This is a genomic window from Peristeroidobacter agariperforans, assembly GCF_004138335.1.
GTDB lineage: Bacteria > Pseudomonadota > Gammaproteobacteria > Steroidobacterales > Steroidobacteraceae > Steroidobacter > Steroidobacter agariperforans.
In genome coordinates, this window is sequence record NZ_RYFW01000002.1 from 987,611 (window position 1) to 1,006,076 (window position 18,466).

The 18,466-nt window shown below is 62.7% G+C and carries 16 protein-coding genes; 9 read left to right on the forward strand and 7 right to left on the reverse strand.

Annotated features, from left to right (window positions below; all coding sequences use genetic code 11):
• Positions 1–8 precede the first annotated feature (8 nt).
• Complete coding sequence (locus EK373_RS18090; RefSeq protein ID WP_129645122.1) at positions 9–743, forward strand: hypothetical protein; 735 nt, start codon at positions 9–11, stop codon at positions 741–743.
• Positions 744–761: 18 nt separating this feature from the next.
• On the opposite strand, the gene EK373_RS18095 is transcribed toward EK373_RS18090, so the two are convergent.
• The 5 genes from EK373_RS18095 to EK373_RS18115 all read right to left on the reverse strand — a co-directional run bounded on the left by EK373_RS18095 (position 762) and on the right by EK373_RS18115 (position 7,080).
• Positions 762–1,253, reverse strand: a complete 492-nt coding sequence (locus EK373_RS18095; RefSeq protein ID WP_129645123.1) for a DUF3598 domain-containing protein — start codon at positions 1,251–1,253, stop codon at positions 762–764.
• A 25-nt stretch (positions 1,254–1,278) separates the two neighbouring features.
• Positions 1,279–1,479 carry a hypothetical protein gene (locus tag EK373_RS18100; RefSeq protein WP_129645124.1) on the reverse strand — a complete coding sequence of 67 codons (201 nt, stop codon included), beginning with the start codon at positions 1,477–1,479 and terminating at the stop codon, positions 1,279–1,281.
• Between the two features lie 4 nt (positions 1,480–1,483).
• Complete coding sequence (locus tag EK373_RS18105) at positions 1,484–2,992, reverse strand: FAD-dependent oxidoreductase (RefSeq protein WP_129645125.1); 1,509 nt, start codon at positions 2,990–2,992, stop codon at positions 1,484–1,486.
• 66 nt (positions 2,993–3,058) lie between these two features.
• Positions 3,059–4,498, reverse strand: coding sequence for an aldehyde dehydrogenase family protein (locus EK373_RS18110; protein ID WP_129645126.1), 1,440 nt, complete (start codon positions 4,496–4,498; stop codon positions 3,059–3,061).
• 59 nt (positions 4,499–4,557) lie between these two features.
• Positions 4,558–7,080: a TonB-dependent receptor gene (locus tag EK373_RS18115; protein WP_129645127.1), complete on the reverse strand. Its 2,523-nt coding sequence runs from the start codon at positions 7,078–7,080 to the stop codon at positions 4,558–4,560.
• A gap of 165 nt (positions 7,081–7,245) precedes the next feature.
• Between EK373_RS18115 and EK373_RS18120 the strand changes: the two genes are divergently transcribed.
• Complete coding sequence (locus EK373_RS18120) at positions 7,246–8,409, forward strand: nitrilase-related carbon-nitrogen hydrolase (RefSeq protein WP_129645128.1); 1,164 nt, start codon at positions 7,246–7,248, stop codon at positions 8,407–8,409.
• 16 nt (positions 8,410–8,425) lie between these two features.
• Here EK373_RS18120 and EK373_RS18125 read toward each other — a convergent pair whose 3' ends face one another.
• Complete coding sequence (locus tag EK373_RS18125; RefSeq protein ID WP_129645129.1) at positions 8,426–9,331, reverse strand: LysR family transcriptional regulator; 906 nt, start codon at positions 9,329–9,331, stop codon at positions 8,426–8,428.
• A 72-nt stretch (positions 9,332–9,403) separates the two neighbouring features.
• Between EK373_RS18125 and EK373_RS18130 the strand changes: the two genes are divergently transcribed.
• The 7 genes from EK373_RS18130 to EK373_RS18160 all read left to right on the forward strand — a co-directional run bounded on the left by EK373_RS18130 (position 9,404) and on the right by EK373_RS18160 (position 16,772).
• Positions 9,404–9,889: a VOC family protein gene (locus EK373_RS18130; RefSeq protein ID WP_129645130.1), complete on the forward strand. Its 486-nt coding sequence runs from the start codon at positions 9,404–9,406 to the stop codon at positions 9,887–9,889.
• Positions 9,890–9,892: 3 nt separating this feature from the next.
• A complete protein-coding gene (locus EK373_RS18135) occupies positions 9,893–10,555 on the forward strand; it encodes a hypothetical protein (protein ID WP_129645131.1) in 663 nt (220 codons plus the stop codon).
• Entirely contained in the window at positions 10,555–12,135 is a 1,581-nt protein-coding gene (locus tag EK373_RS18140; protein WP_157994407.1) for an FAD-binding oxidoreductase, read from the forward strand. The genes EK373_RS18135 and EK373_RS18140 overlap by 1 nt, the downstream gene beginning before the upstream one ends.
• Before the next feature lie 119 nt (positions 12,136–12,254).
• Entirely contained in the window at positions 12,255–12,692 is a 438-nt protein-coding gene (locus tag EK373_RS18145) for a MarR family winged helix-turn-helix transcriptional regulator (protein ID WP_129645133.1), read from the forward strand.
• Positions 12,693–12,718: 26 nt separating this feature from the next.
• On the forward strand, positions 12,719–13,807 hold the full coding sequence (locus tag EK373_RS18150; RefSeq protein ID WP_198683412.1) for an HlyD family secretion protein: 1,089 nt from the start codon (positions 12,719–12,721) through the stop codon (positions 13,805–13,807).
• Entirely contained in the window at positions 13,804–15,333 is a 1,530-nt protein-coding gene (locus EK373_RS18155) for a DHA2 family efflux MFS transporter permease subunit (protein WP_129645134.1), read from the forward strand. Before EK373_RS18150 ends, EK373_RS18155 begins: the two co-directional genes overlap by 4 nt.
• A 23-nt stretch (positions 15,334–15,356) precedes the next feature.
• Positions 15,357–16,772: an efflux transporter outer membrane subunit gene (locus tag EK373_RS18160; protein WP_157994408.1), complete on the forward strand. Its 1,416-nt coding sequence runs from the start codon at positions 15,357–15,359 to the stop codon at positions 16,770–16,772.
• A gap of 12 nt (positions 16,773–16,784) precedes the next feature.
• Here EK373_RS18160 and EK373_RS18165 read toward each other — a convergent pair whose 3' ends face one another.
• Positions 16,785–18,431 carry a Na+/H+ antiporter gene (locus EK373_RS18165; protein ID WP_129645136.1) on the reverse strand — a complete coding sequence of 549 codons (1,647 nt, stop codon included), beginning with the start codon at positions 18,429–18,431 and terminating at the stop codon, positions 16,785–16,787.
• Positions 18,432–18,466: the final 35 nt, after the last annotated feature.

The following is an 18,466-nucleotide window of genomic DNA, read 5'->3' on the forward strand; positions in this document are numbered from 1 at the left end:
AGGTTGAGATGAGTCGTGGCGTCGTGCGCAGCATTACCGGGTCGATCCGCTATACGAGCAGCAAGCCCGAGCGGCAGGGACAGGAGCGCGGTCGCGAATCCTTTCGCATCGACGTTCACGCGGATGGCTGCCGGACGATCGCGGCGCACGGCGAAATAGACGATGCGCCCGCTGTCGTGCGCGACGTGAATCTTCGAGTCGGTGCGGATCGCCGGCCGCAGGAGAGTTTCGTTCGTATCGCCGTGGGCGGAAAGTTCACCGGGTCGGCCTGGTTCAGGTTCGCCGGCGATCTTGCCGAGTGCGAGGCATTCACGGCAGCGGAGGGCAGACTCTCGCAAAGGATGACTCTCGAGCGTCCGCTCGTCGCGTTCGGCAATCATGCGATGGTCAACGACGGTTACCTGCTCAATCTGTACGATCTGAGCAAAGGCGTTGGAGTGCAGGTGTTCCCGCGCATGTTGTTGTCATCGCCCGATCATCGGGGCGCGACTGGCCCGATGCTTTTCGCCGTCGACCTCGCTCTGGAGTTCGTGGCTCGAGAGCGTGTCACGGTTGCAGCGGGAACGTTCGACGCGCTCCATTTCCGGATCGTCGATGTGCCCGGTCTGCCGCTCGAACATCCGGCGTACGATCTTTGGTGTACCGCCGACGGCGACTACGTGCTGCTCAAGGCGGCGGTGGCGGGTTACATGCAGACAGCGTACGAGCTCGTTTCGTACGAGAGTACGCAGTGCGCGGCTTGAGCGCGCACTGCGTACCGACTACTTCTTCATTTGCTTTTCGATCGCGCGCCAGTCGCGATCCACCAGGCGTTCCTGAATCGCGGTGCGTGTTTCGAGCAGCCCGTTGCGAATCCAGTGCCAGGTGCGGCAGCGGCTGCGGCCGTCGTCGGCGATCTGAATCATTTCGTACAGGTACAGGCTTGGATCGCCCTGGCGCTGCCAGTAGAGCATCACGGTGCGATGATTCTGATCGAGCGGCACTTCCGCGGCCCAGCCCTTGATCAGATCGTTGTCCCACCAGACACGCTTGTCGGCGTAGGTCGCGGGAAAGTCGCGCACATCCGTGCGACCGTCATCCCAGGTGTAATAGTTCGTCTGGTGATAAAGATACGGTCCGTTGTCCGGAAAACGGCAGAACAGGCGCGAGCGGTGCTCGTCGATCTTCACGCCTGCGGCGTTGTAGTAGGTATAGACGCCGTCCCAGACGCCTTCATGTCGCGCCAGCAGCGGCATCTCTTCGCGGATTCCCATAGTCATCTCCAGAGAACGAACATCGTCATGAGGGGTTGCGACGGAACAGCAGTGCGAGCGTGCCAGGACGGAGTACGCGCAGCAGCAGCCGGCGCAATTCCGCCGGCGTCAACGTAACTTCACACGGCAGGATGCCGGCGACGCCGGTCAGCTTCAGCAGGCCTTGATTTGCGGCGGCGTCATCGATGCGCACGTCGAGTTTCATTGCAGGTGTTACGACACGCATCGGATCAGCCCCACGCACGCAGTCCGGCTGCGTTACGGCCTGCGGCTCGGCCCGAGATCATGGCTTCGGTGAGATACGAGCCGTTCTGGTACAGGTTCGAGAACATCGACCCGAGCTCGCCCGCTTCATACAAGCGCGGGATTGCGTTGCCCGCATGATCCAGCACTTCGGATTCGATGTTTCGACGCGCGCCGCCGCCGGTGCAGACGATGGCAGGCACCATGGCGATGGCGTAGAAGGGCGGCTTGGCTATCGGTTGCAGCGTCGCCGGGTTGCGCCCGAACTCGTCATCCACGCCGCGAGCGCAGCCTGCGTTGTAACGCTTCACCGTATCGGCGAGCGCTGCGGGGTCGCGCCCGGTTTTGCGGGCCAGCTCTTCGATGGAGTCGGCTTTGACGATCCAGCCGTTCGCCACCTCGGCGGAGTTGTCGTCGCTCCAGGAATACTTCTCGACCACGGTATTCCAGGTCATCACGCTGGTCACCAGACAATTGTACTGGCGCGTGATCTCATCGAAGATCATGTGCATGGGCATGACGCGCTGGTGCGGCGTGTCGATCCACTGGCCTTGCACCTTCTGTTTGTAGTGCGTGATCTGCCACTCGTAGGTTTCGTCGATGAAGCGACGGCTGTCGGCGCCGACGTCGATCCAGCTGAAGCTCTGCCAGAACAGCTGGCGTAGAAACACGGTGGGGTGCTGCGGATACCGAAAGCCGGGCCACACGCCGCCGGATTGACCTTGATTGCGCAGATGCCACAGATCGGCGCCAGCCTTCTGCAGGATCTTGATGCCGTCGCCGGTATTGCCGGGCGTGCCTAGCGGATACGCTTCGGACAGGCCGAAGTAATTGCGCTGCATGTCCAGATTGTTTTCGAAGCCGCCCGTGCACATCACTACGCCGCGGCGAGCTTTGATGTTCTTGCGAGCGCCGTCCTGCGAAACGACCGCGCCGAAGATCTCGAGCGTGTCCGGATCCTGAATCAGGTCGAGGAGTGCGGTTTGAAAGCTGCGGCGGATGCGCTTGCGCTTCTCAACGTTCGCTTTGAAGGCGAGCCAGACGCCGCTGGGCGCCGGCAGGATGGTCGCGGTGTGGGCGACTGCCGAGGCCGCGCCGAACTCTGGATATTCCAATACCGCCGCACGCTCCGACCAGCCGACGCCATGAATGTATTGCGCGCCCACTTCCTTCGCCCGCGCTTCGATGTATGGCTCGAGCGCGACCATGCGTTGAGCCCAGGCGTCGAGCATGTCCTCCGGAATCGGATTCGCGGCGCTCATGGCGCGCTGATAACTCTTCAGCGCCTCGACGTCCTTGGAGATCAGCAGCGATTGGCCTGACACGCGAGCGTTGCCGCCGGCCAGGGTCTCCGGCATTTTTTCAATCAACAGAACATCCGCGGTCGGATCGCTGTCGTGAGCTTCGATGGCCGCCGCGGAGCCGGCCATGCCGAAGCCGCACACCAACACATCGGTTTCATCGTGCCATTCGCGAACGCTTGCGAGACTTGCCATCGTTACTCTCGTCTATAAATAGTGAACCGTGCGATGCTACGAACCGTGCACCGCCCAAACAAACAACTACTTTTCCGCGGTCACAACGTCTTCGCTGTACGCGGACAGCGGTAGCGGGGCGCCCGATTGCCGGATGAGGACCTGCTTGCGGAAGAACCGAAGCAGGCCGCTTTCGCCCATGCGCGATGGGCCGAGACCACTGACGCCGAAGCTGGATTTCTCGGTCTCCCACACCAGGCCGGTCAGCGATCCGTCGTTGATCGAAACGCCGCCTGCGCAGACGCGTGCAGCGACTGCCTCCGCTTCCTCGATACTGCCCGCCAGCACTGCGGCGGAGAGGCCGTAGAGACCAGCGTTGGCATGAGCGACGGCTTGGTCGGCGGTATCGAAGACTGTGACGGGGATGACGGGGCCGAATGTTTCCTCGGTCATCACAGCCATGTCGGGAGTCACATCGACGATCACCGTCGGTCGAAGGTAGTGACCGCCACCCAGCACCTCGACGCGTCCGCCAGTCAGCACTCTCGCGCCTTTGGCGATGGCGTCGTCGAGCTGTGCTTGTACGATCTGCGCCTGCTTCTGCAAGATGAAGGGGCCGATATCGCCCGCTCGAACGTCCGGATAGTTGAGTCGCACTCGTTGTGCTTTCTCGACCAATGCGGCGAGAAATGGCTCGGCGATGTCTCGAGCAACATAAACGCGCTCGATGGACTGACACGCCTGGCCCGTATTCAACACGGAGGCGCGCAGTGCGGTGTCCGCGGCCTTCAACGGATCTGCACTCGCGAGCACGAGCATCGGATCTTTGCCGCCTAGTTCCAGGCTGGCCGGAATGAACGCGCGCGCGGCGTTCTCGGCGACTTTGCGTCCGGTGGCGACGGAGCCGGTGAACGCCACGAAGTCGACAAGCTCGATCATCGCGGCGCCGGTCCGACCGTCGCCTTCGACGATCGACAACACGCCGGCGACAGCAGGAATCTCCGCGATGGCCCGCATGAGTGGACGAATGAACCGCGGCGTCACTTCGGACGGTTTGATCAGAACGGCGCAACCGGCGGCGAGCGCCGGAATTGCGTCGATCAGAGCAAGGATCAGCGGAAAGTTCCACGGGCTGATGACACCGACCAGACCGTATGGCGCCAGTCGCGTCGAGGTGGTGATCGATGGGATCGCGGTCGGATTACCGGAGCTCTGCTGTCGCCGGATCAACTCCGGCGCGGTCTGCGCCCAACGCAGCAGCGTTCGAATCGTTGTGTCGACTTCGATCGCTGACAGGCCGGCGCGGCCGGTGTCTGCGGTGAGCGCATCTATCAGCACTTGGCGATGCCGCCCGATCGCATCGGCAAGGCCGTGGAGATGTTTCGCTCGATCATACGGCTCCAGCGCCGACCAGCTCGGCTGCGCTTCACGCAGTCTTCGCGCGAGCGCTGCAATGTCTGAACCTGCGAGCGGCTCAATTGTGTAGTCAGCCTCGCCGGTGCGTGGGTTGATGACGCTCAGGCTCATGATTACTCCTGCGGGCAGGACCGATGCTGCCGGAGACAACATCGGTCCCGTACGCATCGTCAGAACTTGTAACTCAGCGTCACGCCGTACATCCGCTTGAGCGGCAAGGTCACGCCAAAGTCACGAGCGTTCGTCGCGGTCAGCGTCCCGGGCAGCGGAGGTTGCACCGGCACGGTCAGGAAGATCGCCGGATCGACCGTGCGGATCGTATCTACGGAGGTGTCGTCGTCGGTGAGGTTTTCCACCCACGCAGTCACGTTCCACGCGCCGACGTCCAATCCCAATCGCATGTTCACGAGGTTGGAAGCGCCGCTCTCCATGAGATTGTCGACCTGCACGAAGCGACTCGACTCGTAGCTGTAATCCGTGCGCCACGACAGCGTGCCCCAGGCGCCAAGGGGATAGCTGGCTGACAACGACGCCGACGCAAGATGCTTCGGCACGCGCGGCAGAGCTTTGCCGGACAGATCGCCGGCAGCGAGATAGTCTGCATAACACTGCGAGCCTGCGACGCACCCGGTGTACGGGCCTGCGAAGATCAGATCGGATTGATCCGAGCTGACATAGCGCTTGATCTCCGCATCCTGGTAGGCGTACGTGAGACGCAGATCCCAGTGCTGTCCGAGCGCAGCGAGCATTTCCATCTCGACGCCGCGAATCTCCGACTTGCCGAGGTTGGCGGTGTAAGAAGTGAGGAACTGCGCCGGCACGGTGCTGCCCACCGCACGACCTTCTTCCGCGACCGGCGCGGTCTGCGTGAGTTGCTGGTTGGTCCAGTCGATGAAGTAGAGCGCCGTGTTGAACTGAACGCGACGATCCAGCAGCTGACTCTTCAGACCGATTTCGTAGCTGTCGGCCTCTTCTTCCTCGAAGGATTGCAATCCCAAGGTGCGCAGATTGTCGCGATCCGCCGGTTGAATGCGTGCGTTCTGCGAGTCTGCGTTGAAGCCGCCCGGCTTGTTGCCCTTGGCGTATTGCGCGTAGTACGTCATCGAATCGGAGCTCAACCAGGTCGCGGTGAAGCGGGGCAGGAAGTTCGTGAACGAAACGTCGCTCAGGTAGGGATTGGTGCAAGTGAGCGTCTGACGGTTCGGATTGGCTGCGTTCGGCGTGTTGGCCGCGACACAGTTCGCCGAGTACGTGCCCGGAATGAAGCCGGTGTTGGCAGACTTGGTGAACACGGAGCGGCCGCCGGTGTGGATCGTGTCCTTGGCATAGCGTCCTTCGGCCGTCAGCGTGAGCTGATCGAGCACGTCGAGCTCGACCATCGCGAACACCGCTTCGTTCCTGGTGCTCGAATCCACGGCTTGAGTTGCGAACACTGCGGGCAGATCGGGCTGGCCGGCGACGGGATTGGCAACAAGATTGGCCGCGAGCGCCGTCGTGTCGGGATGGCTCTCGTAAGTGTAGAGGCCGCCTTGCCAGCGCAGTCGACCGTCGCGAGGCGAGGCAACTCGTAGCTCCTGGCTCCAGACGTCCTGGCCGGTCTCGCTCAACGTTTCGAACGCGCCTCCAAAGCCGCGCGCGGCGCTGTAATCCTGGTCGGAAGCCAGGCTGTCAGTGATGCGATCCCAACTCGTCGTCGACGTGAAGGTGTAGTCGCTCAGGTAGGCGTTCATCACCAGGCTGGAGCGGAACAGCTTTGTTTGCTGACCTTGCTCGATGCCGGCCGCATCGAACTCGCGTGTATTGATCCATACGTGGTCGGGTGTCGGCGCTTGCCCGCAGAAGTAACCACGACGGCGCGTGCCCGCCGTCGGTTGATAACAGTTGCGTACTTCGTCTGCAGAGAACCCGGTGCCCGGGCCGCCGAGGCGAACGATGGCCGGTTGCTCGTCGTCGTTCAGCGCGTAGTTTGCGCGCAGCGTGGCATCGAACCATTCAACCGGCGTCCAGCTGAGCGTCGTGCCGAAGGACTTCGTGCGCTCGCCGCCGACATCTTTCTCGCCGGAGGCAAGGTTCAGATATTGACCGTCACGGTTGTAGTAGTTGCCATTGACCTGGAAGCGCAGCACGCCTTCGACGAGCGGGCCGCTGGCCCAGAAGGAAACGTTCTGCCGATTGTAGTTGCCGGTCGTGGCCTCGATGCGGCCTTCGAATTCGTCGGTTGGTTTGCGGGTCACGTAGTTGATGGCGCCGGCGAAGGTGCTGCGACCGAACAGCGCCGACTGCGGACCGCGAATGACTTCTACTCGCTCCAGATTGTCGATGTTGTAACCGCTGATCGGGCCGTTGACGAAAATGCCGTCGATGAAGAACGACGCGTTGGCAGTGCCGCTGATATTGGCCATGCCGCGAATGACAGGGCGCTCGAAGCCGCGTCCGAAACCGTTGCGGAACGAAAAGCCCGGGGTCAGCGCCGCGATCTCCTCCACCGAGGAAACACCGGCGGCCTGCAGATCGTTGGCGCCCAACGCGGTAATGGACAGCGGCACCTTCTGCAAGCTCTCTTCGGCGCGACGTGCGGTCACGACGATTTCGGTAATGGTCACCGCTTCGGTCTGATCCTGCTCCTGGCCCAGCACTGGGGTCGCGGCCAACGGCAGCAGGCACGATAGGTACAGCGGATGTCTGGTTTTCATAGGCTCCCTGATTTTTGTCCGGACAATTGCGAGCGGGTCGAGCCTATCGGCGAGCTGGAAAAGCTGTCCAACAACTCCAAGGGCGGCCCCACAACGCGGAGTTGTTTTATCGACGCGCAGCTTCGGTGCTAGTGTCCCGGCGATCCGATCAGGGGAGAGCTTTCAATGGTTTCGCGTCGCGACGTGCTGGCCGGCGCTGGCATCGCCAGTGTGAGTGCACTGACCGCAGCCTCGGCGTTCGCCGCCCAGTCACCCAAGGCAGCAGGCGGCGAGCCTGCGGTGATGAAGCGAGGCGAGTACGCGAAAGTGCCGCTGCGGCAGGACGCGATCAATGTCTCGGCCATTCAGTCGCGGCTGCTGTCGGTCGACGTCAAGAACCGAGCTGCGACGATGAAGCGCAGTCTCGATCACGTGGTCAAATTGATCGACTATGCGCAGGGCTCGGGCGAGGAGTGGGGCGGGCAGCGCCTGTGGGGCGCGAAGCAGGACCTGATCTGCCTGCACGAGTTTCCGATTCAAGGATTCCAACCGTGGAATCGCGCGGAACTCAACCAGATCGCGTTCGATCTACCGGGCCCCGAATCTGAAGTCATTGGCGAGCGCGCCAAACGTTACGGTTGCTACATCGCGTTCGGCTGCTACGCGCGCGACAAGGACTGGCCGAATCACGTGATCAACATGTCGGTCATCGTCGGCCCCGATGGCAACATCGTCAGCAAGCAGTGGAAGGCGCGAAACATTCTCGGCTCCTTCGGCGGCATCGGGCTCATCGGCACGACTGTTTACGATGTCCTCGATCGCTACGTAGAGATGTACGGCTGGGATGCGACGCTGCCGATCGCGCGCACCGACATCGGCAACATCGCCATGACGGCGGTGGGCATGGAGCCTATGCTGTATCAGGCGCTCGCGTTGAAGGGCGCAGAGATCATGATTCTCACCGTCACCGGCGCGTCCAACGCCGAAACAGCGATTCAGTCCGCGCGCATGACGCGCACATACACCATCGGTGTGAGTAACTCGGTATCGCCGGACAATCCTGGTTTCGTCGAATCGGTGGGCGCGCGAGATGAAGGCACAGTCATCGTCGACCCGCGCGGCGTGCCGCTTGCAAAGACGACGAGCCATCACGAAGACATCGCCACGGCTCGCGTGCCCATCGCTGATTTTCGCAACACGCGCGCGCCTGCGGAATTTCCGATGGCGCTGCTGCTGCCAGTGTTCCAGCAGTACCAGCCCTCGTTTCAGCCCAACGCGTTTCTGGAGCAGTTGCCCAACAACTATCAGGAAGCAGGCGCCCTCGCGAAGCAGCGCATGGGCCGCAAGTAGCACGCGTGCTGGCGGTTCATTCGACGTTGCTGCGCGCGGCAATGTAAAGCGCGTCGATGACCGCCAGCATGGCGGGCACCAGTAGATCGCTGCGTCGGTAGAGTAGAACGATGGGTCGGCGCCATGCCGCCTGCGCAACCGCCAGTGCGCGCAGTTCTCCGGAACGCAGTTCGTCCGCGATCAAGCTGCGTGTCAGCACGCTCAGGTGTTCGCCATCGCGCAGCGCTGCGCGACAGAATTCCAATGAGTTCGTTTCTATGGCGGGCTTTGGTCGCGCGAGGCCCGCTTCATCGAACAAAGCCGCCCACGCCAGCTCGACATCCCCAAGCTTGCGTCCGACGATCCAACGTACGTCGGTCAGATCGGCAACGGAGATCTCGCGTCGTTTCGCCAGCGGATGCGAGGCGCCGCAGACGATGACGTACTCGTCTTCGCCCAAGGTCTCGCGCACCAGGTTGCCGGCATCCAAGCTGTCGGTTTCGACGCACACGGCCAGATCGATGCGGCCCTGCTGCAGGCCGGCGACCAGCTCAGCGTGCACGCCGCTGACGACATCGAGCCGGATGCGAGGGCGGCTTCGCTGCAGATCGAGCACCGCTTGCGCCACCAAGCCGCCGGCGGCGGAGGGCCCCGTGCCCAATCGCAACGCGCCGGCTTCGGCTTCCAGCAATTGACTCAGCTTGGTGCGAAACGAGCGGGCTTCACTCTCGATTGCCCGGCCATGTTCGAGCAACAGCTTGCCGAAGGCCGTGGGCGTGGCGATCTGGGAGTTGCGATCGAGCAGCCGCACGCCCAGCTCCTCCTCGAGCGCGTGCATGGCCTTGCTCAGCGCCTGCTGCGTGCGGCCAAGCTCGCTGGCCGCGCGGGAAAAGCCGCCGTGCTCGATGATGGCAATGAAATAGCGCAGCTGTCGCAGTTCCATCGAAGTTGTCCGGACAAATTATTGGCATTATAGTCGGTCCGTCGCACGTCGGGTGAATGGGTGGGTGATGGCATGGGCGTAGGCTTTGCGCGCGTCAGTATTTTCTGTCGCCACTTGGAGAAGTCCCTGGGTTTCTACCGGGATTTGCTCGGCATGGTGGCGGTCGAGGACAAGGTGATCGAAGGGCCGGCCGCAGGCGCCTTGCTGCAGTTGCCGGCGTGTCGGATGCGCATCGTGCTGCTGGCGCCCGCCGTGACGGCGGATGTCGTGGTCGGTTTGTTCGAGATCAGTGGCGTTCCGCTCGAAGAAGTGGCGACTCCCTCGCAAGGCATCGCGCGGGGCCAAACGGCGCTCGTGCTGACCACGACCGAGTTCGACTCCGTGCACGCGAAACTGGCAGCGGCGGGGGCGAAGTTCCTCACGCCGCCGGTGCGTTACCCGAAACGCCAGGCCAGCGAACGTTCGCCCGCGGGCTTGTATCGAGAAATGATCGTCTACGATCCGGATGGACAATTGATCAGCCTCATGCAGATCGATCCGTTGCCGGCAGGGGCCTGAGCGATGCTGATGCACGTCCTGCTGGTCGCGCACATCGCGGTGCTCGGCTACTGGCTCGGCTCCGAGCTCGTGATCAACAGCACTTTTCGCTATGTTTCCTATGGCGCACAGAGTCCCTTCGCCGAACGCGATCGGTTGATGGATCACGTGATGACCGTCGATCAGCACGTGCGCTATGCGTTGGTGCTGCAGTTTGGCCTCGGGTTCTCGCTGGCCGCGCTCTATGGGTACGTTCCTGGCGGCACGACTACAGCCTGGGTGATTGGGATCTTCGCGGTTGCCTGGCTGATCTACGTTGAAGTCACGCATCGCCTGCGTCACAGCCCGACCGGTAAGGGGCTGGCCACCTTCGACCGTGGGTCGCGTTACGTGCTCATGGCGGTGCTCGCAGCGATCGGTCTGCATCTGATCGGCGGTGACTGGAGCATGCCTTTCTGGTTGCGTCTCAAGCTCGGGCTGTTCGCGTGCGTGATGGCCTGCGGCGTGGGCATTCGACTGGCGTTGATCTCTCACTTCCGCACGTGGGCTGTGATGGCTCGCGAGGGACCGAACGACCATACGAACGCCGTGATCCGCAAAACCTATTTGCAGGCGACTTCCGTGCTCGTACTGCTATGGGTGTTCATCGCGGCGCTGGTGGCTGTCAGCGTGTGGAAGCCGATGTGATGTCGCACGATCCGCTGATCCGAGCGCTGCAAGAGGCGGCTGGAGCGGACGCAGTCAGAACGGATGAGTCGGCAAGGCAGCTCGCGGCGTCGGATCTTTACTCGAGCGGTCCGCTGCCGGTTGCGGTCGTGAGGCCGCCTGCAGCGGAGGCTGTCGCGCGGGCAGTCGCTGTCACAACGTCGCAGGGCTACGCCGTGATTCCCCGAGGCGGTGGGCTCAGTTACACGGGCGGCTATACCTGCGGCGTCGAAGATTCCGTGCTCTTCGATCTGTCGGCGCTGAATCGAATTCGAGAAATTTCGGCGCAGGATATGTTTGTCGTCGCCGAAGCGGGAGTGACATGGAAGCGGCTCTACGAAGCGCTCAAACCGCACGGCTTGCGTCTGCCGTTCTTCGGTACGTTCTCGGGCGCCGGTGCGACGATTGGCGGCGGCCTGAGTCACGGCGCGTTGTTCTTTGGCAGCGCGCGCTATGGCTCGGCCGCAGACATCACGCTCGGTTTGGAGGTCGCTGGTGCGGATGGCGCGCTGATTCACACCGGGCAATGGGCACTACGCAACGCCGCCAAGCCGGTGTTCCGCAACTTCGGTCCGGATCTCACGGGATTGTTTCTGCACGACGGCGGCTCGTTGGGGATAAAGACGCAGGCTTCGTTGCGTCTGATCCGGGCTCCTGCCGCGACGGGGTATGCGTCGTTCGCCTTTGCAGCGTTCGAGGACGCCGCGCTTGCGCTGTCGGAGATCGCGCGTGCAGGGATTGCGGAAGATGCGTTCGTGCTCGACTCCGACGCGATTGCGAAATCCGCGCAGAATCAGCAGGGCATCGGTGCGGCGATCTCGGCGTTGAGGTCGGTGGTGCAATCGGCAGGCGGTGGCGTCGCGGCTCTTCGTGCGCTGATCGACTTGGCACGAGGAGGGCGCACAGTGGCGCCTCCAGGCTCATATACATTGCACTGTGTGATGGCGGGGTCGAGCGCAGCGGCGGTCGCGGCAGAACAATCGATCGCTCGCAAGCTTGCTGCCAGCCTGCGTGGAATTTCCATTGCCGCCACTGTGCCTAGAATCGCGCGAGCAGAACCATTCGCGAATTTGAATGCTGTGCTCGGCCAGGGCGGCGCGCGCTGGGCTGCGCTCAACGCGAAGGTCGCTCACTCAGAGGCTGCGACGTTGATCGAGGCGCATCGTCAGTTGGTGGCGCGTCGCTCGTCGGAGATGGCGCAGCGAGGAGTCACCGTGACTTATTTATTGTCCGCACTCGGCACCCACAGCTTCAGCTTCGAGTCGGTGTTTCATTGGCAAGATGAGTGGCTGCCCGTGCACCTCGCCAAGGTGGATGCGGAGGTGTTGAAGGGCTATTCACCGCCGCAGGCAAATCCCGCCGCGCGGGCGTTGGTCGCAGCGCTGCGCGAGGACACGATCAACCTGTTTCGACAAATCGGCGCGGCGTCGAACCAGATCGGTCGGGCGTATCCCTACGTGGACGCGTTGAATCCCGCCCCGGCAGCATTGATTCGAGGATTGAAGGGACTCCTTGACCGCAACGGCCGCATGAATCCTGGCGTGCTGGGGCTGAGACACTGAGAAATACTCCACAACTACTATAATAACAATTGATACTATCTCAGGAATGACTATATAGTCTGAGCACTATTCAGTCGTCCGAGAAAGGGCGGCTCAACCCATCCCGTCGCGGAGTCGCCATGGATCGCATGCGGAACTTCGGGTTCATCCTGAAGAATCTCGAGCGCCTGTACACCAAGCGCTTCGAAGCGTTGGCCCAGGAGCTGTCGCTGACGCTGCCTCAGTGTAAGGCGCTGTTTCAGCTGTCGCGCAACGAGGGCATCAGCCAGAAGCGGCTCGCCGAGCTGGCCGAGATCGAGCCGATGACGCTGGTGCGCATTCTCGATCGCATGGAGAGCGATGGCTGGGTGGAGCGGCGGCCCGACCCCAACGATCGCCGAGCGCGCACGCTGTATGTGACTGCCGGCGCGAAACCGGTTCTGGAACAGATCGACAAGCTGTCTGCGCAGATGCGCGCCGAAGCGCTGGCCGGTCTGAGCGGCGAGCAGCGCAATCAATTGATGGGCCTGCTCGAGCACGTGTACCAGAACCTGCTCGCTACCAAAGTAAATCCATGAGTTCCCCGCAACCGATGAGCGATTCCGTGTCCGACTCCGCTTCGAATGAACCGGCTCCCAGCAAGCTGCGCCGTCCATTGATGATTGGCGGCCCGCTGCTGGTGCTGGCCGCTGCTGCTTATTTCTATGTGACTGGTGGGCGCTACGAATCCACCGACGATGCTTACGTGCGCGCCGCGCAGGTTTCCATCAGCGCCAACGTCGCTGGCCGGGTCAGCGAGCTGGCGATTCGCGACAACCAGCAGGTGAGCAAGGGCGATCTGCTGTTTCGTCTCGACGATCGTCCGTTTCTGATCGCCGTGGACGAGGCGCAGGCGCGCCTGGCGTCGGCGAAGTTGGAAGTCGAGTCTCTCAAAGCCACCTATCGCCAGCGACTGGCCGATCGCTCGTCCGCACAGTCGACGCTCGACTATCAGGCCAAGGAACTGGCTCGACAGCAGAGCCTGCTCGAGCCGGGCATTTCTTCTCAGGCACAGGTCGAGAAGGCGCAGGTTGCGCGCGATGCGGCCCGCCAGGAACTCGAGGCTGCTCGTGAGCAGATCACAGCGGTGCTTGCGCGGCTGGGCGGCGATCCGGACATCGCGGTCGACAACCATCCAACGGTCCAGCAGGCGCAGGCCGCGTTGGATCGCGCCAAGTTGAATCTTTCCTATACGACTGTCTATGCGCCGGCGGCGGGCATCGTCACCAAGGTCGAGCAGTTGCAGGTGGGCGATTATCTCAACGCCGCGGCGCCGGCGTTCGCGCTCGTGTCCTCGCAGAACATCTGGATCGAAGCGAACTTCAAAGAAGTGCAGCTGACGCACATGGCCACGGGGCAGCAGGCGGAAGTGCTCATCGATGCCTATCCGGGTCACAAGCTGGCGGCCACGGTGGTTAGCGTGAGCCCCGGCACCGGCGCAGAGTTCTCGCTGTTGCCGGCCGAGAACGCGTCGGGCAACTGGGTGAAGGTCGTACAGCGTTTGCCGGTGCGACTGGAGTTGAAGACCGCCGCGGATGTTCCGTTGCGTGCCGGCTTGAGTGCGAATGTCGAAGTGGATACTCGTCGCCAGCGCACGTTGTTCGGCTTGCGCTCCGAGACTGCGGCTGAAACGGTGGCGGCGATCTCTCAATGAGCGATTCGTTGCCCACGGCGAGCGCCGACGAGCTGCGTCATCGCGGCCCGATCGTCCTGGCGGTGATGCTCGGCTCGGTCATGCAGGCGCTGGACACCACCATCGCCAACGTCGCCTTGCCGAAGATTCAAGGCACGCTGTCGGCGACGCAGGAGCAGATGGGTTGGGTGCTCACCTCGTACATCGTGGGCGCTGCCATCATGACGCCGCTATCGGGTTGGCTGACCGGGCCGGTGGGGCGCAAGAAGATATTCGTGTCGTCCATCGCGCTGTTCACCATTGCCTCGGCGATGTGCGGATTGGCACACGGCCTGACGGAGCTGGTGATCTATCGCCTCATCCAAGGCGTCGCCGGCGCGTCGCTGGTGCCGTTGTCGCTGGCCATCCTGCTCGATCTGTATCCGAAGGAGCAGCATGGCAAAGCAACGGCCATGTGGGCGATGGGCGTGACGCTCGGCCCGATTCTCGGCCCGGCGCTCGGCGGCTGGCTGACGGATACGCAAAGCTGGCGCTGGGTGTTCCTGATCAACATTCCGTTCGGCGTGATTGCGATGCTGCTGGCTTCGCGGTTCCTGCACGAGACGCCGCTCAGGAAGACGCCGTTCGATTTCTTTGGATTTGCGATGTTGAGCATCGCCATCGGCAGTCTGCAGTTGATGCTGGATCGCGGCCAGTTGCTCGACTGGTTCAGCTCCACCGAAATCGTCATCGAAGCAGTGATCGCTGCGGTGTCGTTCTATCTCTTTGTCGTACACATCCTGACGACGCGCCAGCCGTTCATGAGTCCCGCGCTGTTCAGAGATCGGAATTTCGCGCTGGGCTCGGTGTTCATCTTCATCGTCGGTATCGTGCTGCTGGCGACGCTGGCGCTGCTGCCGCCGCTGCTCGAGGGATTGTTCGGGTATCCGGTCGTGACGATCGGCCTGGTCACTGCGCCGCGCGGCATGGGAACGTTCGCGGCCATGCTCATCGTGGGGCGGGTGATTGGCAAGATCGATGCGCGCGCGCTGGTGACGTTCGGTCTGCTGACCACGGCGCTGTCGCTGTGGCTCATGACCGGCTTCTCGCCGCAAATGGATGACCGCCTGGTGATCTGGAGCGGTGTGATTCAAGGTTTCGGCCTGGGATTCACCTGGGTGCCGCTGACGACGATTGCGTTCGGCACGCTCGCGCCCAGTCAGCGCAACGAGGCGACCGCCATTTTCAATCTGCTCCGAAACATCGGCAGCAGTATCGGCGTGGCGATGGTCACTGCGTTGCTGACCCGCAATGTGCAGTTCATGCACGCGCGCCTGGTCGAGCACATCACGCCCTACGATCTGGCGACGCGCACGCATCCGGTATTCGATGCGTCCACATTGCACGGCCTGCACGGCATCGATGGCGTGGTGACGTATCAGGCCACGCTCATCGCCTACATCAACGATTTCAAGCTGCTGTTGATCATGACGCTGGCCGTGACGCCGCTGGTCTTTTTCCTTCGCCGCGCTCGCGGCGCCTCGGCGCCCGTGGTGCACGCAGATTAGAGTTGAACGAGATGATGAGTGGAATGTTTCGCAGTTTAGTGACGGCCGGCGTGATGGTTGCGTTGTCGGCATGCGCAGTCGGGCCGGATTTCAAACGTCCCGATCCGCCAACCACCGACCGCTACACCGCCGGGGCCGAGCAGACCCAGCGGTTGGTTTACGGCCAGACACCGCCGAACGATTGGTGGACGCTTTTCCAGAACGAGGAGTTGAACCGGCTCATGCAGCAGGCGAAGGAGGGCAATTTCACGCTGGCTGCCGCACGCTCGTCACTGGCGCAGGCGGAGGAATTGCTTGCAGCCCGGAGCGGCGCCCGCATGCCTCAAGTGAATCTGGGCGGTGGCGCGGGCCGGCAGCAGCTGGGCGCGCAAGCACTCGGTGATTTCCAGCTGCCGACGTTTACTTACTATGCGATCGGCGCCGATGTGCGCTACACGCTCGACTACACCGGCGGCATCGCTCGCTCCATCGAGCAGCAACGGGCACTGACGGAGTACTACCAGCACGAGCTCGACGCCGCATGGTTGTCGCTCACCGGTAATGTGGCCGTTCAATATTTCACGATCGTCTTCACGCAGGCGCAGATCCAGGCGCTCGAAGAGCTGCTCGCCGAGGATCGGACCAATGTCGACCTGGTCGCTCGCGCACGGCAGGCGGGCATCGTGACGAAGGTGGACGAGCTGAGCGCACGAGCGCAGCTGGCTCAGGACACGACGCTGCTGCCGCCGCTGCGACAACAATTGGATACGGCTCGACATGCGCTGGCGGTGCTGTTGGGCAAAGCGCCTGGCGAATGGGCGGCTGCGCAATCGCAGTTCACGGCGGCGAGCGATCTGCGCCTGCCGGATCAGCTGCCGGTCAGCTTGCCTTCCGAGTTGGTGCGGCGTCGGCCGGATATTCTGTCGGCGGAATCGCAGTTGCATGCGGCGACCGCGGCTGTCGGTGTCGCTACCGCAAACTTGTATCCGCAGATCACACTGTCCGGAAATGTCAGCCAGCAATCCACCCGCACCAGCCATCTGTTCGACGCTTCGAGCCTGGCATGGGGCGTGATCAGCGGTATCACGGCGCCGTTGTTCGATGGTGGAACGTTGCGGGCCGAGCGGCGCGCGGCGTTGCAGGCCGTGCAAGTGAACGCTGCGAACTATCAGCAGACGGTCCTGCACTCGTTTGAGCAGGTGGCGAACCTGCTGCAGGCGGCCCGAAATGACGAAGAGCTCCTGGTGGCTCAGACCGAGGCGATGGCAACGGCGCGCTCCAGCGTCGATCTCGCACGCAAGAGTTACAGCGCAGGCAACGTTGGCGTGCTGACGGTGCTCGACGCCGAACGTCAAAGTCTGCAGGCGCGGCTCGGATTGCTGGATGCGCAATCCAAGCGCTTTGTGAACACTGCCGAGTTGCTGCTCGCAGTCGGCGGTTCCGGACTGAGCGGCGGTTGACCCTCGCGCCGCTCAGTTCGTCGTCAGTCGCGCCTCGAGCAGATCGATTTCACGAACCAGTTTGCGCACCAGTTCGTCTGAGAGCTGTCGTGCCCGAACGAGGCGGAATAGCTCGTCGCGTTCCGCTCGCAAGCCGGCGAGACGCAGCTGACGCTCGATCTCGCCGATCAGCCGCATTTTCTCCGCTTCCTCGACACTGCGCGGCTGGCTGTTGATGCGAGCCCGGTACACATCCATGATCTTCGCGCCGGTGTCTGCATATGAATCGGCGTCCGCGCGGTTCTGACTCAACTCGTGTTGAGCGTGCTCGATCGCTTTGATGGCCGCTTCGGCTGCGGCGACTCGTGCGCTGTCTTCTTGCTCGTCATGCGCAGGTTCAGCGGGAAGCTGCAGACCGCCGAGCAGGAAGGGCAGGCCGATGGTCGCGGCCACCAGCGACGTGAGAATCACGCCGGCCGCCAGAAAGATGGCCAGGTCGCGAGCAGGAAACGGCGAGCCGTCCGGAAGAAACAACGGCAGCGTCAGCACTCCGGCCAGCGTAATCGCACCGCGCACGCCAGCGAGTGAGGTGGCGGCGACCAAGCGAAAACTCGGTCGGTTGATCGGTAGGCCGAGGCCTGCTCGCGATGCGCGGAACAGCGTCAAGCGCAGCGAGATCCAAACCCAAAGAAAACGCAGCGTGGCGAGTGCCGCATTGATCGCGATCACGTATACGATGAGCCACAGCGGATCGTGATGTCCCGCATCCTGCACGACCCGTGCGGCGCCCTCGATGAGACTCGGCATCTGCTCGCCGAGCAGGACGAAAACGACGCCATTGACCGAGAATTGAATCGTGTCCCACACACCCGTGCGACGCATGCGTGTAGTGCCAAGCGCGCGACCGGTCAGCTCCGCGTAGCTCATCGTGATGCCGGCGGAAACGGCGGCCAGGATGCCCGAGCAGTGCAGATGTTCGGCGAGCAGGTAAGCGCCGAAAGGAATGAGCAGACTGATCAGGATCTGCGAGCCGCTGTCCTCACCGAGTCGACGAGTCATCCAGTCTTTGATGGCGGTGATGGTCCAGGTGACGAGCACGCCGATCACAATGCCGCCCAGCGCCAGCCACAGGAACGTGCCGATCGCGGTGAGCGGCGAAAACATGCCGGTCATGATGGCTGCGACCGCAAAGCGCATGCACACCAGGCCCGACGCATCGTTCAGCAGCGACTCGCCCTCCAGAATGTGCAAGAGCCGCTTGGGAATCGGCGCACGCGCAGACAAGGCCGAGACCGCAACGGGATCGGTCGGCGAAACGACGGCGGCCAGTGCGAACGCCACTGGCAGGGGCATCGCCGGAATCATCCAATTGATCAGAAATCCGAGGCCGACCACCGTGAAGATCACCAGGCCCACGGCCAGCTCGAGAATCGTGTCCTTGTCGCGGAACAGGCCTTCCTTGGGAATGCGCCAGCCGTCGAGAAACAGCAGCGGCGGCAGGAACAGCAGGAAGAAGACGTCGGGGTCGAGTTTCACCGGGGTCTTCGCGACCAGCGCAATCAGTGCTCCAAGCGCGATCTGCACGATGGGCAGCGGCACCGACCAGGGCAGGCCGCGTTGCAGCCAGCCGCTCAGGACGACGGCCAGCAGCAGGAACAATGAGACGGTGATGCTTTCCACTAGGCTGCGGGCTCCATCGATGAGTCAGTCCGCTA

Coding starts and splice junctions, on each gene's coding strand:
- EK373_RS18090 (WP_129645122.1), top strand. CDS start 9: ATGAGTCGTGGCGTCGTGCGCAGCATTACCGGGTCGATCCGCTATACG.
- EK373_RS18095 (WP_129645123.1), bottom strand. CDS start 1,253: ATGGGAATCCGCGAAGAGATGCCGCTGCTGGCGCGACATGAAGGCGTC.
- EK373_RS18100 (WP_129645124.1), bottom strand. CDS start 1,479: ATGCGTGTCGTAACACCTGCAATGAAACTCGACGTGCGCATCGATGAC.
- EK373_RS18105 (WP_129645125.1), bottom strand. CDS start 2,992: ATGGCAAGTCTCGCAAGCGTTCGCGAATGGCACGATGAAACCGATGTG.
- EK373_RS18110 (WP_129645126.1), bottom strand. CDS start 4,498: ATGAGCCTGAGCGTCATCAACCCACGCACCGGCGAGGCTGACTACACA.
- EK373_RS18115 (WP_129645127.1), bottom strand. CDS start 7,080: ATGAAAACCAGACATCCGCTGTACCTATCGTGCCTGCTGCCGTTGGCC.
- EK373_RS18120 (WP_129645128.1), top strand. CDS start 7,246: ATGGTTTCGCGTCGCGACGTGCTGGCCGGCGCTGGCATCGCCAGTGTG.
- EK373_RS18125 (WP_129645129.1), bottom strand. CDS start 9,331: ATGGAACTGCGACAGCTGCGCTATTTCATTGCCATCATCGAGCACGGC.
- EK373_RS18130 (WP_129645130.1), top strand. CDS start 9,404: ATGGGCGTAGGCTTTGCGCGCGTCAGTATTTTCTGTCGCCACTTGGAG.
- EK373_RS18135 (WP_129645131.1), top strand. CDS start 9,893: ATGCTGATGCACGTCCTGCTGGTCGCGCACATCGCGGTGCTCGGCTAC.
- EK373_RS18140 (WP_157994407.1), top strand. CDS start 10,555: ATGTCGCACGATCCGCTGATCCGAGCGCTGCAAGAGGCGGCTGGAGCG.
- EK373_RS18145 (WP_129645133.1), top strand. CDS start 12,255: ATGGATCGCATGCGGAACTTCGGGTTCATCCTGAAGAATCTCGAGCGC.
- EK373_RS18155 (WP_129645134.1), top strand. CDS start 13,804: ATGAGCGATTCGTTGCCCACGGCGAGCGCCGACGAGCTGCGTCATCGC.
- EK373_RS18160 (WP_157994408.1), top strand. CDS start 15,357: ATGTTTCGCAGTTTAGTGACGGCCGGCGTGATGGTTGCGTTGTCGGCA.